The sequence below is a fragment of the Ochrobactrum sp. EDr1-4 genome, assembly GCF_049199085.1.
Taxonomy (GTDB): domain Bacteria; phylum Pseudomonadota; class Alphaproteobacteria; order Rhizobiales; family Rhizobiaceae; genus Brucella.
In genome coordinates, this window is record NZ_JBLZOF010000001.1 from 158335 (window position 1) to 175410 (window position 17076).

The window sequence follows — 17076 nt, forward strand, 5'->3', positions numbered from 1 at the left end:
GCCAAAACAGGATATGCCCATGATCCCGCGCTATTCCCGACCAGAAATGGTCGCCATCTGGTCTCCCGAAACCAAATTCCGCATCTGGTTTGAAATTGAGGCCTATGCATGTGAGGCGCTTGCCGAACTCGGCGTAATCCCCAAGGAAGCCGCAAAGACCATTTGGGAAAAGGGCGACGCTGCAAAATTCGATGTCGCGCGCATTGATGAAATCGAAGCCGTTACCAAGCATGACGTCATCGCGTTCCTGACGCATCTTGCTGAGTTTATCGGTCCTGACAGCCGTTTCGTGCATCAGGGCATGACGTCTTCGGACGTACTTGATACAACGCTCAACGTTCAGCTCGTTCGCGCATCTGATCTGCTTCTCGCCGGTATGGACCGCGTTCTTGCAGCACTGAAAACGCGTGCTTTCGAACACAAAGATACCGTTCGTATCGGTCGCAGCCATGGCATTCATGCTGAACCAACCACAATGGGCCTGACTTTCGCCCGTTTCTACGCCGAAATGCTGCGCAACCGCGCACGTCTCGTTGCAGCACGAGCGGAAATCGCAACCGGTGCCGTATCGGGTGCTGTTGGCACTTTCGCCAATATCGACCCACGTGTTGAAGAATATGTCTGCGAAAAGCTTGGCCTCGAAGCAGAGCCAGTTTCCACGCAGGTTATCCCGCGTGACCGCCATGCTATGTTCTTTGCAACACTCGGCGTTATCGCTTCGTCGATTGAGAATGTAGCCATCGAAATCCGCCATATGCAGCGCACGGAAGTTCTGGAAGCAGAAGAGTTCTTCTCGCCCGGCCAGAAGGGTTCGTCGGCAATGCCGCACAAGCGTAACCCTGTTCTGACAGAAAACCTGACCGGCCTCGCCCGTCTGGTTCGTATGTCGGTTGTGCCTGCAATGGAAAACGTCGCTCTCTGGCATGAACGCGATATTTCGCATTCAAGCGTTGAGCGCGCAATTGGCCCAGACACCACCATCACACTCGACTTCGCGCTGAACCGTCTGGCTGGCGTTGTCGAAAAGCTGGTGATCTACCCGGAAAACATGCTCAAGAACATGAACAAGTTCCGCGGTCTAGTGCATTCGCAGCGCGTTCTGCTGGCGCTTACACAGGCTGGCGTTTCGCGTGAAGATTCCTACCGCCTCGTGCAGCGCAATGCGATGCGCGTTTGGGAACAAGGTGCAGACTTTCTTGAAGAACTGCTTGCTGACCAGGAAGTGCGTGCAGCGCTTTCAGAAGAGCAGATCCGCGAAAAGTTCGATCTCGGCTATCACACGAAGCATGTCGATACGATTTTCAAGCGCGTTTTCGGCTAAACATTAGTCTTCATAAATTGAGTCCGAAAAAAGCCCCATGTTTCTGTAAACATGGGGCTTTTTATTGTTTTAATATCAGGCACTCTTTTTGATCGTATTGATCACATTGCCCCATGGGTCTTCGAAGACGTGGTTGTTGCCGCCGCGCGTGTCTTCCATTTCCACCCATGCGAGACCAGTCCGGTCCTTGTCACGCAAGCCAGCGCCTGAACTCTGCCATGCGTTAGCACCGATATGGTGGTGATAACCGCCGGTCGATAAGAACACGGCCTTATCGCCATAGGTCTGCACGGTGTTAAAGCCCAGTTCCTTGTTCCAGAAAGCTTCCGCATCTTTGGCATTGCCAACGCGCAAGTGAACATGACCGACCACTGTATTCTGTGGTGCACCGTTCCATTCACCACCTTCGCGATCAATAACGTCGAGAAGATTTTTCACATCAAGCGCTTCTGTGCCCATGACCACGCGATCACCATTCCACTGCCACGTCTTATGTGGGCGGTCGGAATAAATTTCGATTCCATTGCCTTCAGGATCGGTGAGATAAATCGCTTCGCTGACATTGTGGTCCGATGCACCCGCAACGGGCAGCTGCTTGTCGATGGCGCGGCGCGACCAGCGCGCCAGATCACCACGTGTCGGTAGCAGAAAAGCAGTGTGATAGAGACCAGCGCTGCGTGGATCATCTGCTTTCGCAGCTGAAAACTGCTCGATTTCCATCAACTCGCGATCACCAGCACCAAGGACAATCGAAGCGCCACGGCGCGTCATCTCGCGAAGGCCGACAACGTCGCGATAATACTCAGCCAGAGTTTCAGCATCACGCGCCTTTAAACCAATGCGCGCCACCCGAACAGGCGTCGTCATTGCAAATGGTAGAGGAGCACTTGGAGCCACTTTCTGATTGGCTACTTTGTTTTCAGTTTCAATCATTTCATTCTCCTTCGACGGCGTTTCCGCGCGTGCGGAAAGAATATTGCTCATGACGGCAGCACCCGCAGTTCCGAGTATCGTCCTTCTGCTGATGGCCATAGTCGCAAAATCCTCTTTGGTGTTATCTTCCCGCTAAAGATCACAATTTAGAGAGCGTTTCACAAGATCGCGATCTGCGAACAAGCTGTTCATCATTTGCATCACCTGCGTTCATGCATCAGCGCTATAGCTCACCTTGAAGATGCTTTGAAACGGCTCTAAATAGGGATCATGAAAGTTAAAGATTCCGATATTCTCATCATTCCTGGTTACACCAATTCCGGACCTGATCACTGGCAGACCCGTTGGGAGAGCAAACTCTCGACGGCGCGACGCGTTGAGCAAGCCGAATGGTCGAAGCCAGTTAAAGACGATTGGGTAGCGCAGCTGGTTAAAGCCGCCAATGAAGCGACAAAGCCAATCGTGCTTGTGGCCCATTCGCTTGGCGTTGCGACAGCTCTACATGCAATGCCGCAAATTCAGCATAAGGTGGCTGGTGCGTTCTTTGTGGCGCCCCCAGATGTCTCGAATGACAAGATCAGGCCCAAGCACCTGATGACATTTGGCCCTTATCCGCGTGAGCGTCTGCCGTTTCCAACCATTGCAGTTGTTAGTCGCAATGATCCGTTCTCAAGCTTTGAAGCTGCGGAAGAAATTGTGAAAGACTGGGGTGCGCTGCTTATTGATGCCGGTGATGCAGGACATATCAATTCAGAGTCTGGGCATGGGCCATGGCCAGAAGGCTCAATGGTATTTGCTGAGTTTATGACTAAACTTGAGCCACCAAAAACACATTAAATCAACGAATTATATAGTTTTCTGATGAAATAGATTCAGACTAACTTGCGAAGCGGCAGATGAAACATCTGCCGCTTTATTTTTTAAGCGCGAATGGCGTCAACGAGTGTTTTAGCACCAAGGCGCATGTAGCCACCATCACTGGTGAGCGTTAAAAACTGAAAACCAAGCGGGATATAGCGCCGTGCAAATTCTGCTGATGGCGAATAGATGCCTGCAAATTTACCAGCCGCAGCTGCCTTGCGTGCAATTGTCGTAATCGGCTCAATGATGGCTTCTGAATCCGGATTTGCTTCACGACCGTTGCTCCACGCAATAGAAAAATCGGCAGGACCAACAAAAACGCCATCAATGCCGCGCACATCAAGGATCGCATCCAGCGCATCATATGCATCGCGTGTTTCGATCATGGCAAAAGCCAGCGTGTCCTGATTAGCGGTGACCAGATAATCGTTAGAGCCAGGCGTGCCGTAATCAGCATTAGCGCGGAACACGCCCCATGAACGCTCTCCGATCGGCGGATATTTCATTGAAGCGGCAAATTTACGTGCATCTTCAACCGAGTTGATCATGGGTGCAATGACGGCCTGTGCGCCGAAATCGAGTGCCCGGCTTGCCATGTCAAAGCGTCCGACTGGAATACGCACAACTGGCGGCTTGGCTGCGTTGAGAATGAGCCCAAGGCTACGCAACACACTTTGCTCATCATGACCGCCATGCTGCATATCGAGCGTTACAGCGTCAAAAGCGCTATGCGCCAACACTTCGACGGTGAGTGCTTCCGGCAAGGATGACCAAGCCGATAGAACGGTTTCTCCGGCACGAAGACGCGAAGACAAAGACATGCTTATTCCCCTGCATTACAAAACTAAGGGCGGAAATGCTGTCTGCTTATTTTAACGCGCATCTTATCCCGAAAACCGATTTCCACTTTTCGGGATGCGCTATCAGCATTTCCGCCCTTTATGACGAGTTAGTCTTTCTGGACCTGCTGGATCGCTTCCTCAAGGAAAGCAAACATCTTTTCACGAATGGTTGCATCTGTAACGCTCACGCTGGCAGCATCAAAATCAGTGCGCAGCTTGCGAAACACGTCTTCATCGCCTGCTTCTTCAAAGTCAGCTGCAACAACTTCACGCGCATAGGCGTCTGCATCCGCATCATGCTTGCCGAGAAGTTCTGCAGCCCAGAGACCGAGAATTTTGTTGCGGCGGGCTTCAGCCTTAAAACGCAATTCAGCATCGAGTGCGAATTTGCTTTCAAAAGCGTTGCGGCGATCGTCCATGCCAGTGGCCATTCATAGAACTCCCAAGCTGTTAACTTATATGAGATCGTCAACCGTTCTCTTGCCTAAAGCTGGCAAGGGGCGCAAGATTATACAAGAGCCAAAAGTCACTTTCTTGATTTATCTGGCTCTGAAACGCTTAAAACGGGGGAACGGGTACAAAGCAGGATTGTTAAAAGCCCACAATTGCTATACGTAGCCCGCGAGAATAGCGGCAAAAGCCGATCATCACATTTTTGGAAATCCGAGAAAAGCCATGAACCGTCGCCGCCGTATTTACGAGGGCAAGGCCAAGATTCTTTATGAAGGCCCTGAACCCGGTACTCTTGTCCAGTTCTTCAAAGATGACGCAACCGCGTTCAACGCGAAGAAGCATGAAGTTGTTGACGGAAAAGGCGTGTTGAACAACCGCATTTCTGAGCACATTTTCACGCAACTCAACCGTATCGGCATTCCGACTCACTTTATCCGCCGCCTCAACATGCGTGAGCAGCTGATCAAGGAAGTTGAAATCATTCCGCTTGAAGTCGTTGTCCGTAACGTTGCAGCAGGTTCGCTGTCCACACGCCTCGGCATTGAAGAAGGCACTGTCCTGCCACGCTCGATCATCGAGTTTTATTACAAGGCAGATGCTCTCAACGACCCAATGGTCACGGAAGAACATATCACTGCTTTTGGCTGGGCCAGCCCTGCGGAAATCGACGACATTATGGCTCTCGCCATTCGCGTCAACGACTTCCTCACCGGTCTGTTCCTCGGCATCGGCATCCAGCTTGTCGATTTCAAGATGGAATGTGGACGTCTATTTGAAGGCGACATGATGCGTATCGTCGTCGCCGACGAAATTTCGCCAGACTCAGCACGCCTTTGGGATGTCAACACCAATGACAAGCTCGATAAGGACCGCTTCCGCCGCGATATGGGTGGACTGGTTGAGGCCTATCAGGAAGTGGCACGTCGTCTCGGCATCATGAACGAGAACGAAACGCCCCGTCCTTCCGGCCCTACGCTTGTGAAGTAAAATCCGCACAGCCCGGAACGAAAGTTACCGGGCTGTTTTCATTTGGCTAAGTAAATCAGGAACTACTCAGTGATTAAGGCACGCGTCACCGTTACACTCAAAAACGGCGTTCTCGACCCGCAGGGCAAAGCTATTGTCGGCGCGCTCGGCAGCCTGAATTTCGAAGGCGTCAACTCGGTCCGCCAGGGCAAGGTCTTCGATCTCGAAGTCGAAGGCTCGGACAAGGCTAAAGCTGAAGCCGAAATCAAAGCCATGTGCGAGAAGCTGCTCGCCAACACGGTTATTGAAGACTACGCAATCGTCATCGCCTGACGCACTGCGCTCAGCAGGTATTTTTTGCGCGCTTTCAGATCGCTTGACGCGCTCTGAAGCCCTCAGATTCAAAGAGACATAAAACGCCATGAAAGCAGCAGTCGTTCTTCTCCCCGGCCTTAACCGTGACCGCGACATGATTGCAGCCGTCACCAAAATTTCCGGTCAGGCACCAATCACCGTCTGGCAGACAGATACATCCATCCCTGATGATGTTGATCTTATTCTGATCCCCGGCGGCTTCTCCTATGGTGACTATTTGCGTTGCGGTGCGATTGCAGCGCGTATGCCGGTCATGCAGGCTATTCGTGAGAAAGCCGACAAAGGCGTGATGGTTATCGGCGTTTGCAACGGCTTCCAGATTCTGGTTGAAGCAGGAATGTTGCCGGGTGCGCTGATGCGCAACACCTCGCTCAAGTTCGTTTGCCGCGAAGTAAAGCTCGAAGTCAGCAACGCCAATACGTCGTTTACCCGCAGCTATCAGCCAGGCCAGATCATTCGTTGCCCGGTTGCGCATCATGACGGCAATTATTTCGCCGATGCGGAAACATTGAAGCGCATCGAAGGTGAAGGTCAGGTTGTATTCCGCTATGCGGAAGGCACCAACCCGAACGGTTCGGTCAATGATATTGCCGGCATCGTTAATGCACGCGGCAATGTTCTCGGCATGATGCCACATCCTGAAAACCTGATTGAAGGTGCGCATGGTGGCAATGATGGCCGTGCACTTTTTGCAGGCGCATTAGGAATTGCTGCTTAAAAAGGCACACCTAAATAAAAGTTTTGAAGCGGCCTTCGTCTCAAACGAGGGCCGTTTTTTATTCTATATGCATTAGCTGATTCAGTGCATGCGCTAAACGCAATCGACTAGCGCGTCATGTAAATTCGTGGCAGCTTGGGCATTGCATACTTCCTGCGGCAACCGAATCGGGGAACTATAACGATGCAATTATATTCACGCCCACTCTCCCCCTATTCCGCTTTTGTACGTGGTGTTCTTTACCTCAAGGAACTTCCGTTCAAACCGATCAGCCTTCCTTATCCGTTTCCGGCGGATTTCAGCCATGTGACACCACTTAAGCGTGTTCCAGTGCTGATTACAGGGTCTGGTGAAACGCTGTTTGAAGCAGCCGTCATCGCGGAATATCTCGAAGATCATTTTCCTGAAACGCCTGTCCTGCCCGGAACGCCGCGCGAGCGCGCACTGATCCGGCTTCTCGCACGCGTCGCTGAACTGGACGTACTCGGACCAGCAATGAAGCTGATGATTCTATTGAGCAAGCCTGAGAAGGATCAGGCGTCCATTGATCGGCTGTTCGCTAAGCTAAACACCGGCTTGAGCGTTGTGGAATCACGTCTGACCGATAATGATTTTGCACTCACCGATGCACCAACTCTTGCCGATGCATGGCTCGTGCCAATTCGTTTTCTGATGGAGCCGCTCAAGAAGCTTTCAGGCAAGAGCGATTTGCTGGATGCATACCCAAAATTCGACACATATGCGGTGAAAGCAAACCAGGATCCGATATTCGAGCTTATTACAAATGAGATGAGTGACGGATTGAAGGCATTCATGCCTCAGCTTGCCTGAGTTACCCCATCCAATCCAAAGCGTACCCTCATCGGGTACGCTTTAAACATAATTTCTATTTGTTTTGAGCGAGCTGGGCTGTGCTGGCATCTTCAAAACGCCCCATGGAGTCTTCCTTGAAGAATAAGACCATCGCGCTTGCAGCTCTGTCCGCGCTCTCAATTCTTGCGGCTTGCGCACCGAAGCCTTCGCCTCGCCCGGCTTCCACAAATGCCAGCAAAGCAGCCTTAGCAACCATGGAGCGTATCGCCGTGGGTGCCAATAGTTGCTGGTTTAAATCCAAGGACAAGGACTTCCGCGGTTACGCTTTTGCGCCGGAACTGAACTCTTTCACTGGACGCCCACGTATGTTGGTGGTGCCTGCGCGCAATCTTGCAGGACGCCCACTGCTTGTTGTTCAGGCAGAAGGCAATCCTGCACGAATTGAAGCTTTTGGGCCAATGATGCAGCAGGCGCATAGTAGCCGTATCAGTGCAGACATCAATCGCTGGGCATCCGGCCAGAAAGACTGCGGCTAGGCCGAATTATCGAATATGGAAGCGTACTTTGCGCGCTTCCATATCAGCAGCGCTCCGCGAAAGCCCAATGTCTACGAGCTGTTCGTCGGTCAGATCCATCAATTGAATACGGCTGCGACGCAACATTGCGCGATGGGAAACCCACGCAGCAAATCTCTGCCAGACAGAACGCGTGTTCGCCGGGATTTCACGTTCAACTACCCGCATTGTATCAATTGTATCTATTTCATCATACTCAATCGGGACGAATGTCATCGCAAAACGCCTTATTGCTGCGTATAATCCTAACTTTGCATCAATCCGATGCGCTAAAGCGTAAATACAATTGACTCAAATATCGATACAATGCTTATATTGTGACCATGACAACTTGGCTTCCCAACCTATCAGACAAATCTGGCCCGCTCTACCTTCAGCTCGCTGACGCGATTGAAGAGGCAATTGCGAACAATTCTTTGCCAGCGGGAGAGAAACTACCGCCGCAGCGCAATCTCGCTTTCGATTTAAAGGTGACAATCGGTACAATAGGACGAGCTTATGCGCTTGCGCATGAGCGCGGGCTTGTGACCGGCGAAGTTGGGCGTGGAACTTATGTCCTCGCCAAACATGATCGCAAAAATGCTCCCGCCGCTTATTCAAGCGATGGCATTGCCGGAACCCGCATTCAGGATGCACCACTGGACAAGATAAGGTTCGACACAACGGCAGCGCCGGACGTGGGCCAGCAAGGAGTTCTGGATCAACTAATCGGTGCGACTATCCGCGACTTCCCACATGAGTTTGTGAACTACACGCGCTACTTTCCACAGCATTGGCTGGAGGCGGGACGACAATGGCTTGCACAGGAAAACGCTCCTGCTGATGCAAGCAATATCGTGGTTACAAACGGCGCACATGCCGGTGCGATTGCTGTGATAACAGCCTTCACCTCGCCCGGTGATCGAATTGTTTTTGAAGATCTGACCTATACGCAAGTCAGCCGGTCGGTGCGGATTAGCGGTCGCCGCACAGCTATCGCTGCAAGCGATGAATATGGCATGATCCCGGAAGAATTTGAGCGGGTATGCAATCAGCAACACCCGACAATGGCCTTCCTGATGCCAAGCATTCACAACCCCACGCTGGCCACCATGCCCTTTGAGCGCCGCCGTGCCATCGCTGACATTGCAGCGCGGCACAATGTCTGGCTGATCGAAGACGATACCTATGGCGTCATGACGCCCACCAATATTCCAAAGATTGCGGATATTGCGCCAGAACGCACATTTTTGATTGGCAGCCTTTCAAAGGCGGTCAGTGCTGGCTTGCGCTGTGGCTGGGTGTCCTGCCCTCCGCATTGCGCGCAGCGGGTTCGTGTTACGCATAAGCTGATGACAGGTGGCGTTTCGTTCCTACTCGCAGAAACGACCGCGCAGATGGTACTATCCGGTGAAGCTGATACGCTATTGCATAAATGCTCGGCAGAAGTTGAATGGCGAGAGCAACTGGCGCGAAAAATCTTTGCGGGTTACACATTCAACTCGTCGCCACATGTGCCTATCCTCTGGCTCAAACTGCCGGAACCATGGTTGGCAGGGACATTCAAAGCAGCCGCTTATGAAAACGGCATCCTGATCGACGATGAAGACGAATTCAAACCCGGACGCGTGGACCAGACATATCACCGGGTACGCATAGCTTTTTCGTCACCCACAGACCGCAAGATCATCGAAAATGGCTTTGTAACTTTGCGACGACTACTGGAAAATGAACAAGCAGGCTACGAAGGTAGCATTTGAGCCGGGAAATCAGCATTTTCCTGTCGCGCTTCTGGCAGAGTTAGGTTAAAGAGACCCCTTAAAACCTTAGGTGTCCGCCCTTCGGCAGAAGTTTTCGGGTACCGCAGCCTGCGACGGGGTCCCTCATCTCGATGACTATTTCCAATAAGCGCGAAATCACGCCGGAACTCATTCAATCCCACGGTCTGAAGCCGGACGAATATCAGCGCATTCTCGATCTCATCGGGCGTGAACCGAGCTTCACCGAACTTGGCATCTTCTCGGCCATGTGGAACGAACATTGTTCCTATAAGTCGTCGAAGAAGTGGCTGCGTACACTGCCAACCACTGGCGCGCGCGTCATTCAGGGCCCGGGCGAGAATGCCGGTGTAGTAGACATTGGTGACGGCGACTGCGTCGTCTTCAAGATGGAAAGCCACAACCACCCATCTTACATTGAGCCTTATCAGGGTGCTGCCACTGGCGTTGGCGGCATTCTGCGTGACGTATTCACCATGGGCGCGCGTCCGATTGCGGCCATGAATGCACTGCGCTTTGGTGAACCTGATCATCCAAAGACCCGTCACCTGGTATCCGGCGTCGTTTCCGGCGTTGGTGGCTACGGTAATGCATTCGGCGTTCCGACCGTTGGCGGCGAAGTCAACTTCGACAAGCGCTATAACGGCAATATCCTTGTCAATGCATTCGCAGCTGGTCTTGCTAAGCATGACGGCATCTTCCTGTCGGAAGCCAAGGGCGTTGGCCTGCCAGTTGTCTATCTCGGTGCCAAGACCGGCCGTGACGGCGTCGGCGGTGCAACAATGGCATCGGCTGAATTCGACGAATCGATTGAAGAAAAGCGTCCTACCGTTCAGGTTGGCGATCCGTTCACCGAAAAATGCCTGCTGGAAGCCTGCCTTGAACTGATGGCTTCTGGTGCAGTTATCGCCATTCAGGATATGGGCGCTGCTGGTCTTACGTGCTCGGCTGTTGAAATGGGTGCCAAGGGCGATCTCGGCATTGAGCTTATTCTCGACCATGTTCCGGTTCGCGAAGTGAATATGACAGCCTATGAAATGATGCTGTCGGAAAGCCAGGAGCGCATGCTCATGGTTCTCAAGCCTGAAATGGAAGAAGAAGCACAGGCAATCTTCCGCAAGTGGGGTCTCGATTTCGCAATCGTTGGCAAGACCACCGATGATCTGCGTTTCCGCGTCATCCATCAGGGCGAAGAAGTTGCCAATCTGCCGATCAAAGAACTCGGTGATGAGGCTCCTGAATATGACCGTCCGTGGATGGAACCGGGCAAGCATGCGCCGCTGCCAGCCAGCAATGTGCCGCAGGTTGAAGATTATTCGGATGCGCTGCTCAAGCTTATCGGCTCGCCAGATGGTTCGTCGCGCCGCTGGGTTTATGAGCAGTATGATACGCTCATTCAGGGCAACTCCTTGCAGCTTCCGGGCGGTGATGCTGGTGTGGTCCGCGTTGAAGGCCATGCAAACAAGGCACTCGCCTTCTCGTCTGACGTAACGCCACGCTATTGCGAAGCGGACCCATTTGAAGGTGGCAAGCAGGCGGTTGCAGAATGCTGGCGCAACATTACTGCAACCGGTGCTGAGCCACTTGCTTCGACCGACAATCTGAACTTCGGCAATCCTGAAAAGCCGGAAATCATGGGCCAGTTGGTCAAGGCCATCGAAGGCATCGGCGAAGCCTGCCGTGCGCTCGACTTCCCAATCGTTTCGGGCAATGTCTCGCTTTACAACGAAACTAATGGTCAGGCGATCTTGCCAACTCCGACCATTGCAGGCGTTGGTCTCATCCCTGATTGGTCGCAGATGGCCAAAATCGGCGGCATGCAGGATGGCGATTCACTTGTTCTGATCGGTGCAGACGGTTCGCATCTTGGCCAGTCAGTTTATCTGCGTGATCTGTTTGACCGCGCTGATGGCCCTGCTCCGAGCGTTGATCTCGCACTTGAAAAGCGTACCGGCGAGTTTGTGCGTTCGGTTATCCGCAATGGTCAAGTAACGGCTTGTCACGATCTTTCCGATGGTGGTCTTGCGGTTGCAGTTGCTGAAATGGCAATCAAATCCGGCAAGGGTGCGACGCTTGATGCGGGCGACGGGCTGCCGCATGCAGTGCTTTTTGGTGAAGATCAGGCACGTTACGTTGTGGCTGCAACGCCTGAAATGGCCAATCTAATTGCCTTGAATGCAGAAGGTGCTGGTATCGCATTCCGCAAACTGGGAACAGTTGGCGGCGATCGTCTGACATTCGGTGCAACGGTCGACGTTTCGGTTAGCGATCTCAACAACGCTTTTGAAGGCTGGTTCCCCGGCTTTATGAGCGGCGAAGCTGCCGTCGACAACTAATCGTTATCAGCTAGAACGACTATCAAAGGACGCCCGAACAGTAATCCTGCTTCGGGCGTTTGCTTGTCGGCAATTTAAAAGTTAGACAGTTGAAGATTGACGTATCAGGATGATGCGTTACGATTCTATAATATTAAAAAGCCTAAAAACGGCAGGAGACTTTGCATGGCTATGGACGCTCATGAGATCGAAAAACTGATACGCGAAGGTATTCCCGGCGCAAAGGTTACGATCCGCGACCTTGCCGGAGACGGAGATCACTATGCTGCCGAGGTTGTTGCGGAGAGCTTCCGCGGCAAGTCGCGCGTGCAGCAGCACCAGATGGTTTATGATGCGCTGAAGGGCAACATGGGCGGCGTACTTCATGCGCTCGCACTCCAGACAAGCATACCGGAATAAGCAGCATCGCAGTTTTAGCACCTGAATTTCAGGCGCGATGCTGGCTGCGGCAAGATGTTGCTCCCAACCTGCATGTTGTCGCGCGAATTTGACTTGCTTTCATCTTTATAGGGTGATTACCAAGGTTCAGCCACCTATATAGAGGTCTAACCTCTCCCTACGCGGGCCGGGATTTGAACCGGCGTCTGAAAGGATATAAAATGACCGGAATTAACGATTTTATCGACAATGAAGTGAAGACCAACGACGTTGTGCTGTTCTTGAAGGGCACTCCGGGCTTCCCACAGTGCGGTTTTTCTGGTCAGGTCGTTCAAATTCTCGATTATCTCGGCGTGGATTATAAGGGCGTCAACGTTCTGGCTTCCGATGAAATTCGTCAGGGCATCAAGGATTACTCCAACTGGCCAACAGTTCCGCAGCTTTACGTAAAGGGTGAGTTTATTGGCGGTTGCGACATCGTGCGCGAAATGTTCCAGTCGAGCGAACTTCAAACACTTTTTACCGATAAAGGTATTGCAACCAAAGCTGCCTGAGGATTAACTACCCCTCATCTGGCTTTTGCCCTTTTGAAAGGCGCCGCTACGTGGCGCCTTTTTATATTGCCTATTAATTAGTGCATTGCCTCAAGCCCTTGCCATGAGGCTTCTGTTTTCTAAATTCTGTTACTTGCGCCGTGTCTTTGGAAACGCCGCATTGCTCTATCAAGGACTGCCTTAATGCCGATTGACATCCAAAAAGGTTCGCCAGACCAAAAAACACCTATGCGTCCGCGTGGCGAATTTATTGCGCTGATCGCTGCAATCATGGCAATCAACGCGCTTGCCGTCGATATTATGCTTCCAGGACTGCCACAAATCGGTGCGAGTCTCGGCGTTCTTTCAGAAAATCATGCGCAATATGTCATCACAGCGTATCTTCTGGGATTTGGCGTTTCGCAGCTTTTCTACGGTCCATTGAGCGACCGTTTTGGTCGACGCGCGCCGCTTTTTGTCGGCTTGACGATCTATATCTTAGCGGCAATTGGTGCTGCTTTTGTTACCGATTTTACGACGCTGATCATATTGCGCGTGCTGCAAGGTCTGGGTGCGGCAGCGACGCGCGTGATTGCCGTCTCGGTTGTACGTGATCGTTTTGCAGGCCGTCAGATGGCGGAAGTCATGTCGCTCGTCATGATGATTTTCATGATCCTGCCGGTGATCGCACCGGCCACTGGTCAGTTAATCATGCTGTTTGGCGAATGGCACCTGATCTTCTTATCGATGGCCATTATGGCGGCGGTTGTCGCAGTGTGGGCCTATATCCGTCTGCCAGAAACCTTACCAGTTGATCATCGCCGCCCATTAACTTTGAAAAGCGTCATCGGCGGTTTCGGCATTGTCTTGTCTAACCGCGTCGCACTTTTCTACATGCTCGGAACATCGTTTATTCTCGGCGCACTGTTTGGTTACATCAATTCAGCGCAGCAGATTTTTGTCGATATCTACAAGCTAGGCACCATGTTTCCGCTGGCTTTCGCAGCGGTTGCGATGACACTCGCATTGGCGTCATTCCTCAATTCGCGGCTTGTCGGTCGCTATGGGATGCGTCGCATTTCCCAGACAATGCTGTTGGTGTTTGTGAGCTTCAGCCTGCTTTGGGTGGTATTGTCCCTTAGCTTTACCGGCCCTATACCATTCTGGTTGCTCATGATGATCTATATGACAATCATGTTCTCGTTCAGCTTGGTAACATCAAATTTCAATGCGTTGGCCATGGAGCCACTTGGTGAGGTCGCAGGTACCGCGTCGTCCGTTCTGGGCTTTGCACAGACAGTTATAGGCGCTGCATTGGGTGCCGCAATCGGTCAGGCTTTTGATGGAACAACAACACCCGTTGCCGCTGGCTATTGCGTGTTAGGGTTCATTTCCTTCATCTGCGTGATTATCGCAGAGCGCGGCAAATTATTCAAACCGCACAACAAACCAGTCTAATAAAAAAGCCCACAAAAAATGCCGCATTATAAATGCGGCATTTTTTTATTCTGCAAAGAGCGTTTGGTGAATTGCTTTCCAGCTTTCTTTGTCGGGAGCTACCAGCAAGCCGCCGCCTACATGCGAAGGCAGATATGGGCTTTCATCCCAGCGGGCGAGATATCCACCAGCTTCCTGATGAATGAGCGCGCCTGGAAGATGATCCCAAGGCATCAGCTTGTTATAGCAAGCGAAATGTGCACCGCCGGTGGCAATAATCCGATATTCATGCGCCGCACAGCGATAGCCTATCTGCGAAAGGAATTTCGTATGATTGCGCGCGAGGCGCGAGCGGATTGGCTCTTGCGTATATTGCCATGACACCGAACCTGTCATCTGCGAAATATCAGCCGCAGCAGCAACCTTCACAGGGCTTGTCGAGCTGTTGGCATGGCGGATATGTGCACCGCCGCCCTTGGAAGCAAGAATCCAATCCTTGCCCACCGGATCATAGATAATACCGGCAACAGTCTCACCTTTCGCGACAACTGCAAGCATCACGCCGAAAAGCGGTACGCCCGACGCAAAATTGAACGTGCCATCAACCGGATCGATGGTGAATGCGAGGTCTGCGTCACCCAAGCCTTTGAGCAGAGCTTCGTCATCGGAACAGGCTTCTTCGCCTACGATCAGCGCATTGGGAAAACGCTCTATAAGACGCGCAGTGATAAAGCGCTCTGCATTCACATCTGCCTCGGTAACCAGATCAGCAGCCGACGTTTTCTGGCGAATATCGCCCTGACCCAATTGCCGAAAGCGTGGCATGATTTCGGCGTTCGCGGCTTCTGCCAAAAGTTCAGCCAGCCAATCAATCTGCTTTTCTTCAAACTGCACGATCAGTCTCCACGTCAGAATTTTTCATTAAACCAGCAAAATCAAACAAATTACGATCCAGCAGATGGCTTGGGCGCACATTGGTCATCGCTCGGATCATGGTATCTTTACGACCAGGCATCCGCTTTTCAATATCGCTCAGCATTGCCTTCATTGCATTGCGCTGAAGCCCTTCCTGACTGCCACACAGATCGCATGGAATGATCGGAAATTGCATCGCGTTCGCGAATTTTTCCATATCCTCTTCCGCTACATAGGCAAGCGGGCGGAAAAGCATGAGATCACCATCATCATTCAAAAGCTTCGGTGGCATTGCCGCAAGACGACCACCATGGAACAGGTTCATGAAAAAGGTTTCGAGAATATCTTCGCGATGGTGGCCAAGAACGATTGCAGAGCAACCTTCTTCACGTGCGATCCGATACAGATTGCCGCGACGCAGCCGTGAGCAAAGCGAGCAATAAGTGCTATTCTCAGGAAGCTTTTCAGTAACGATCGAATAAGTGTCTTTATATTCGATGCGATGCTCAATCCCATAGCGGCTCAGGAATTCAGGCAGAATATGCTTCGGAAAATTCGGCTGGCCCTGATCAAGATTGACCGCCAACAATTCCACCGGCAGAAGACCGCGCCACTTAAGGTCAAGCAGCAGCGCCAGAAGGCCGTAGGAGTCCTTGCCGCCAGATAAGCACACCATCCAGCGCTCGCGAGGCAAACCTTCATTGGGCTTCACCATGGCGAAATCGTCTATCGCTTGACGTGTCAGCCGCAGGAGGCGCTTGCGGAGCTTATTGAATTCAACAGTTGCCGGAACGTCGCGGAAAAGCGGATGACAACCATCGAGACTGACATCTTCTGCGATATTAAGATCGATAGCGTTCATGATGCTTCCCGCGAACATGAGAGGATTATGTGTACATACAAAAAAGCCGCCCTTGGGGAAACCAAGGGCGACCATTTATTTCTGAAAACTGAACCAGAGGCCCAGAATTAACGCGAATAGAATTCGACGACGAGGTTTGGTTCCATCTGAACAGCGTATGGAACGTCGCCGAGAACTGGAACGCGTGCGAAGGTCGCAACCATCTTGTTGTGATCAACTTCAACGTAGTCAGGAACGTCGCGTTCTGCGAGCGAAACGGCTTCGAGAACGATCACGAGCTGCTTCGACTTTTCACGAACTTCAACAACGTCACCAGCCTTGAGGCGGAACGACTGAATGTTGACGCGACGGCCGTTTACGTTGACGTGACCGTGGTTGATGAACTGACGTGCAGCGAAGATCGTTGGAACGAACTTTGCGCGGTACACAACAGCATCCAGACGCGATTCGAGCAGACCGATGAGGTTTTCACCGGTATCGCCCTTGCGGCGAGCTGCTTCGTCATAGGTCTTACGGAACTGCTTTTCCGAAATATCGCCGTAGAAGCCCTTAAGCTTCTGCTTTGCGCGGAGCTGTACACCGAAGTCGGACAGCTTGCCCTTACGGCGCTGACCGTGCTGGCCTGGGCCATATTCACGACGGTTTACAGGGGACTTTGGACGGCCCCAGATGTTTTCGCCAAGACGGCGGTCAATTTTGTACTTAGAGGATTCGCGCTTGCTCATCACATTTCCTAAGGGTTAAAGCGCCTTGCGGCGCAGACAGGAAACGCGCCCTCCTCTGCCCTTGGTTAAAGGACTGACAGAATGAAGCGCGCAGCTGCGATCTTCATCCACGGGACACGTCAAATGAAACGCCGGAACGTTTAAGCTCCAGCGATGGCGGCTTTTAGTCATTGGAGTGTCATCTTGTCAAGGCTAAAGCCCGAATTTTGAGCCTTTTGGCCATATATAACCGTATGCCATCAAGCGTGAAGGAACGGCAAGCAATGCTTAGGCATT

Annotated in this window: 19 protein-coding genes; 12 read left to right on the plus strand and 7 right to left on the minus strand. The window is 52.1% G+C overall.

The window, feature by feature from the left end:
* The first annotated feature begins 19 nt into the window (after positions 1-19).
* A complete protein-coding gene (purB, locus tag ACOZHT_RS00830) occupies positions 20-1321 on the plus strand; it encodes an adenylosuccinate lyase (RefSeq protein WP_339508437.1) in 1302 nt (433 codons plus the stop codon).
* Between the two features lie 75 nt (positions 1322-1396).
* Here purB and ACOZHT_RS00835 read toward each other — a convergent pair whose 3' ends face one another.
* Positions 1397-2254, minus strand: a complete 858-nt coding sequence (locus ACOZHT_RS00835) for a VOC family protein (RefSeq protein ID WP_339508916.1) — start codon at positions 2252-2254, stop codon at positions 1397-1399.
* A gap of 270 nt (positions 2255-2524) precedes the next feature.
* On the opposite strand from ACOZHT_RS00835, the gene ACOZHT_RS00840 reads away from it, so the two are divergent.
* Complete coding sequence (locus ACOZHT_RS00840; protein ID WP_339508436.1) at positions 2525-3091, plus strand: alpha/beta hydrolase; 567 nt, start codon at positions 2525-2527, stop codon at positions 3089-3091.
* A gap of 83 nt (positions 3092-3174) precedes the next feature.
* Here ACOZHT_RS00840 and ACOZHT_RS00845 read toward each other — a convergent pair whose 3' ends face one another.
* Together ACOZHT_RS00845 and ACOZHT_RS00850 are read right to left on the minus strand one after the other, a co-directional pair.
* Positions 3175-3942 carry an HpcH/HpaI aldolase/citrate lyase family protein gene (locus tag ACOZHT_RS00845; RefSeq protein ID WP_339508915.1) on the minus strand — a complete coding sequence of 256 codons (768 nt, stop codon included), beginning with the start codon at positions 3940-3942 and terminating at the stop codon, positions 3175-3177.
* A gap of 122 nt (positions 3943-4064) precedes the next feature.
* Positions 4065-4388, minus strand: a complete 324-nt coding sequence (locus ACOZHT_RS00850) for a DUF1476 domain-containing protein (RefSeq protein ID WP_339508434.1) — start codon at positions 4386-4388, stop codon at positions 4065-4067.
* A gap of 244 nt (positions 4389-4632) precedes the next feature.
* Between ACOZHT_RS00850 and purC the strand changes: the two genes are divergently transcribed.
* The 5 genes from purC to ACOZHT_RS00875 all read left to right on the plus strand — a co-directional run bounded on the left by purC (position 4633) and on the right by ACOZHT_RS00875 (position 7818).
* A complete protein-coding gene (gene purC, locus ACOZHT_RS00855) occupies positions 4633-5397 on the plus strand; it encodes a phosphoribosylaminoimidazolesuccinocarboxamide synthase (RefSeq protein ID WP_339508433.1) in 765 nt (254 codons plus the stop codon).
* Between the two features lie 69 nt (positions 5398-5466).
* Positions 5467-5709 carry a phosphoribosylformylglycinamidine synthase subunit PurS gene (purS, locus tag ACOZHT_RS00860; protein ID WP_250039681.1) on the plus strand — a complete coding sequence of 81 codons (243 nt, stop codon included), beginning with the start codon at positions 5467-5469 and terminating at the stop codon, positions 5707-5709.
* Positions 5710-5797: 88 nt separating this feature from the next.
* Entirely contained in the window at positions 5798-6469 is a 672-nt protein-coding gene (gene purQ, locus ACOZHT_RS00865; protein ID WP_339508431.1) for a phosphoribosylformylglycinamidine synthase subunit PurQ, read from the plus strand.
* A 183-nt stretch (positions 6470-6652) separates the two neighbouring features.
* Entirely contained in the window at positions 6653-7300 is a 648-nt protein-coding gene (locus tag ACOZHT_RS00870) for a glutathione S-transferase family protein (RefSeq protein ID WP_339508430.1), read from the plus strand.
* Positions 7301-7416: 116 nt separating this feature from the next.
* On the plus strand, positions 7417-7818 hold the full coding sequence (locus ACOZHT_RS00875) for a hypothetical protein (protein ID WP_339508429.1): 402 nt from the start codon (positions 7417-7419) through the stop codon (positions 7816-7818).
* 6 nt (positions 7819-7824) lie between these two features.
* Here ACOZHT_RS00875 and ACOZHT_RS00880 read toward each other — a convergent pair whose 3' ends face one another.
* A complete protein-coding gene (locus ACOZHT_RS00880) occupies positions 7825-8073 on the minus strand; it encodes a DUF1127 domain-containing protein (RefSeq protein WP_339508427.1) in 249 nt (82 codons plus the stop codon).
* Between the two features lie 107 nt (positions 8074-8180).
* On the opposite strand from ACOZHT_RS00880, the gene ACOZHT_RS00885 reads away from it, so the two are divergent.
* The 5 genes from ACOZHT_RS00885 (at position 8181) to ACOZHT_RS00905 (ending at position 14319) form a co-directional block, all read left to right on the plus strand.
* Entirely contained in the window at positions 8181-9596 is a 1416-nt protein-coding gene (locus ACOZHT_RS00885) for a PLP-dependent aminotransferase family protein (protein WP_339508914.1), read from the plus strand.
* A 131-nt stretch (positions 9597-9727) separates the two neighbouring features.
* Entirely contained in the window at positions 9728-11950 is a 2223-nt protein-coding gene (gene purL / locus ACOZHT_RS00890) for a phosphoribosylformylglycinamidine synthase subunit PurL (RefSeq protein ID WP_339508426.1), read from the plus strand.
* A 165-nt stretch (positions 11951-12115) separates the two neighbouring features.
* Positions 12116-12349, plus strand: a complete 234-nt coding sequence (locus ACOZHT_RS00895) for a BolA/IbaG family iron-sulfur metabolism protein (RefSeq protein WP_134153339.1) — start codon at positions 12116-12118, stop codon at positions 12347-12349.
* A 200-nt stretch (positions 12350-12549) separates the two neighbouring features.
* Positions 12550-12882 (plus strand): Grx4 family monothiol glutaredoxin, encoded by a 333-nt coding sequence (gene grxD / locus ACOZHT_RS00900; protein WP_339508424.1) that lies wholly within the window; start codon positions 12550-12552, stop codon positions 12880-12882.
* A gap of 183 nt (positions 12883-13065) precedes the next feature.
* Entirely contained in the window at positions 13066-14319 is a 1254-nt protein-coding gene (locus ACOZHT_RS00905; RefSeq protein WP_339508423.1) for a multidrug effflux MFS transporter, read from the plus strand.
* A gap of 45 nt (positions 14320-14364) precedes the next feature.
* Here ACOZHT_RS00905 and ACOZHT_RS00910 read toward each other — a convergent pair whose 3' ends face one another.
* The 3 genes from ACOZHT_RS00910 to rpsD all read right to left on the minus strand — a co-directional run bounded on the left by ACOZHT_RS00910 (position 14365) and on the right by rpsD (position 16800).
* Entirely contained in the window at positions 14365-15192 is an 828-nt protein-coding gene (locus ACOZHT_RS00910) for an inositol monophosphatase family protein (RefSeq protein ID WP_421565257.1), read from the minus strand.
* The gene (gene ttcA, locus ACOZHT_RS00915) at positions 15182-16075 is read right to left on the minus strand and encodes a tRNA 2-thiocytidine(32) synthetase TtcA (RefSeq protein WP_339508419.1); all 894 of its coding nucleotides are present in this window, start codon (positions 16073-16075) and stop codon (positions 15182-15184) included. Before ttcA ends, ACOZHT_RS00910 begins: the two co-directional genes overlap by 11 nt.
* Before the next feature lie 107 nt (positions 16076-16182).
* Complete coding sequence (rpsD, locus tag ACOZHT_RS00920; protein WP_339508418.1) at positions 16183-16800, minus strand: 30S ribosomal protein S4; 618 nt, start codon at positions 16798-16800, stop codon at positions 16183-16185.
* Positions 16801-17076 lie beyond the last annotated feature (276 nt).

Coding starts and splice junctions, on each gene's coding strand:
- purB (WP_339508437.1), top strand. CDS start 20: ATGATCCCGCGCTATTCCCGACCAGAAATGGTCGCCATCTGGTCTCCC.
- ACOZHT_RS00835 (WP_339508916.1), bottom strand. CDS start 2,254: ATGATTGAAACTGAAAACAAAGTAGCCAATCAGAAAGTGGCTCCAAGT.
- ACOZHT_RS00840 (WP_339508436.1), top strand. CDS start 2,525: ATGAAAGTTAAAGATTCCGATATTCTCATCATTCCTGGTTACACCAAT.
- ACOZHT_RS00850 (WP_339508434.1), bottom strand. CDS start 4,388: ATGGCCACTGGCATGGACGATCGCCGCAACGCTTTTGAAAGCAAATTC.
- purC (WP_339508433.1), top strand. CDS start 4,633: ATGAACCGTCGCCGCCGTATTTACGAGGGCAAGGCCAAGATTCTTTAT.
- purQ (WP_339508431.1), top strand. CDS start 5,798: ATGAAAGCAGCAGTCGTTCTTCTCCCCGGCCTTAACCGTGACCGCGAC.
- ACOZHT_RS00870 (WP_339508430.1), top strand. CDS start 6,653: ATGCAATTATATTCACGCCCACTCTCCCCCTATTCCGCTTTTGTACGT.
- ACOZHT_RS00880 (WP_339508427.1), bottom strand. CDS start 8,073: ATGACATTCGTCCCGATTGAGTATGATGAAATAGATACAATTGATACA.
- ACOZHT_RS00885 (WP_339508914.1), top strand. CDS start 8,181: ATGACAACTTGGCTTCCCAACCTATCAGACAAATCTGGCCCGCTCTAC.
- purL (WP_339508426.1), top strand. CDS start 9,728: ATGACTATTTCCAATAAGCGCGAAATCACGCCGGAACTCATTCAATCC.
- ACOZHT_RS00895 (WP_134153339.1), top strand. CDS start 12,116: ATGGCTATGGACGCTCATGAGATCGAAAAACTGATACGCGAAGGTATT.
- grxD (WP_339508424.1), top strand. CDS start 12,550: ATGACCGGAATTAACGATTTTATCGACAATGAAGTGAAGACCAACGAC.
- ACOZHT_RS00905 (WP_339508423.1), top strand. CDS start 13,066: ATGCCGATTGACATCCAAAAAGGTTCGCCAGACCAAAAAACACCTATG.
- ttcA (WP_339508419.1), bottom strand. CDS start 16,075: ATGAACGCTATCGATCTTAATATCGCAGAAGATGTCAGTCTCGATGGT.
- rpsD (WP_339508418.1), bottom strand. CDS start 16,800: ATGAGCAAGCGCGAATCCTCTAAGTACAAAATTGACCGCCGTCTTGGC.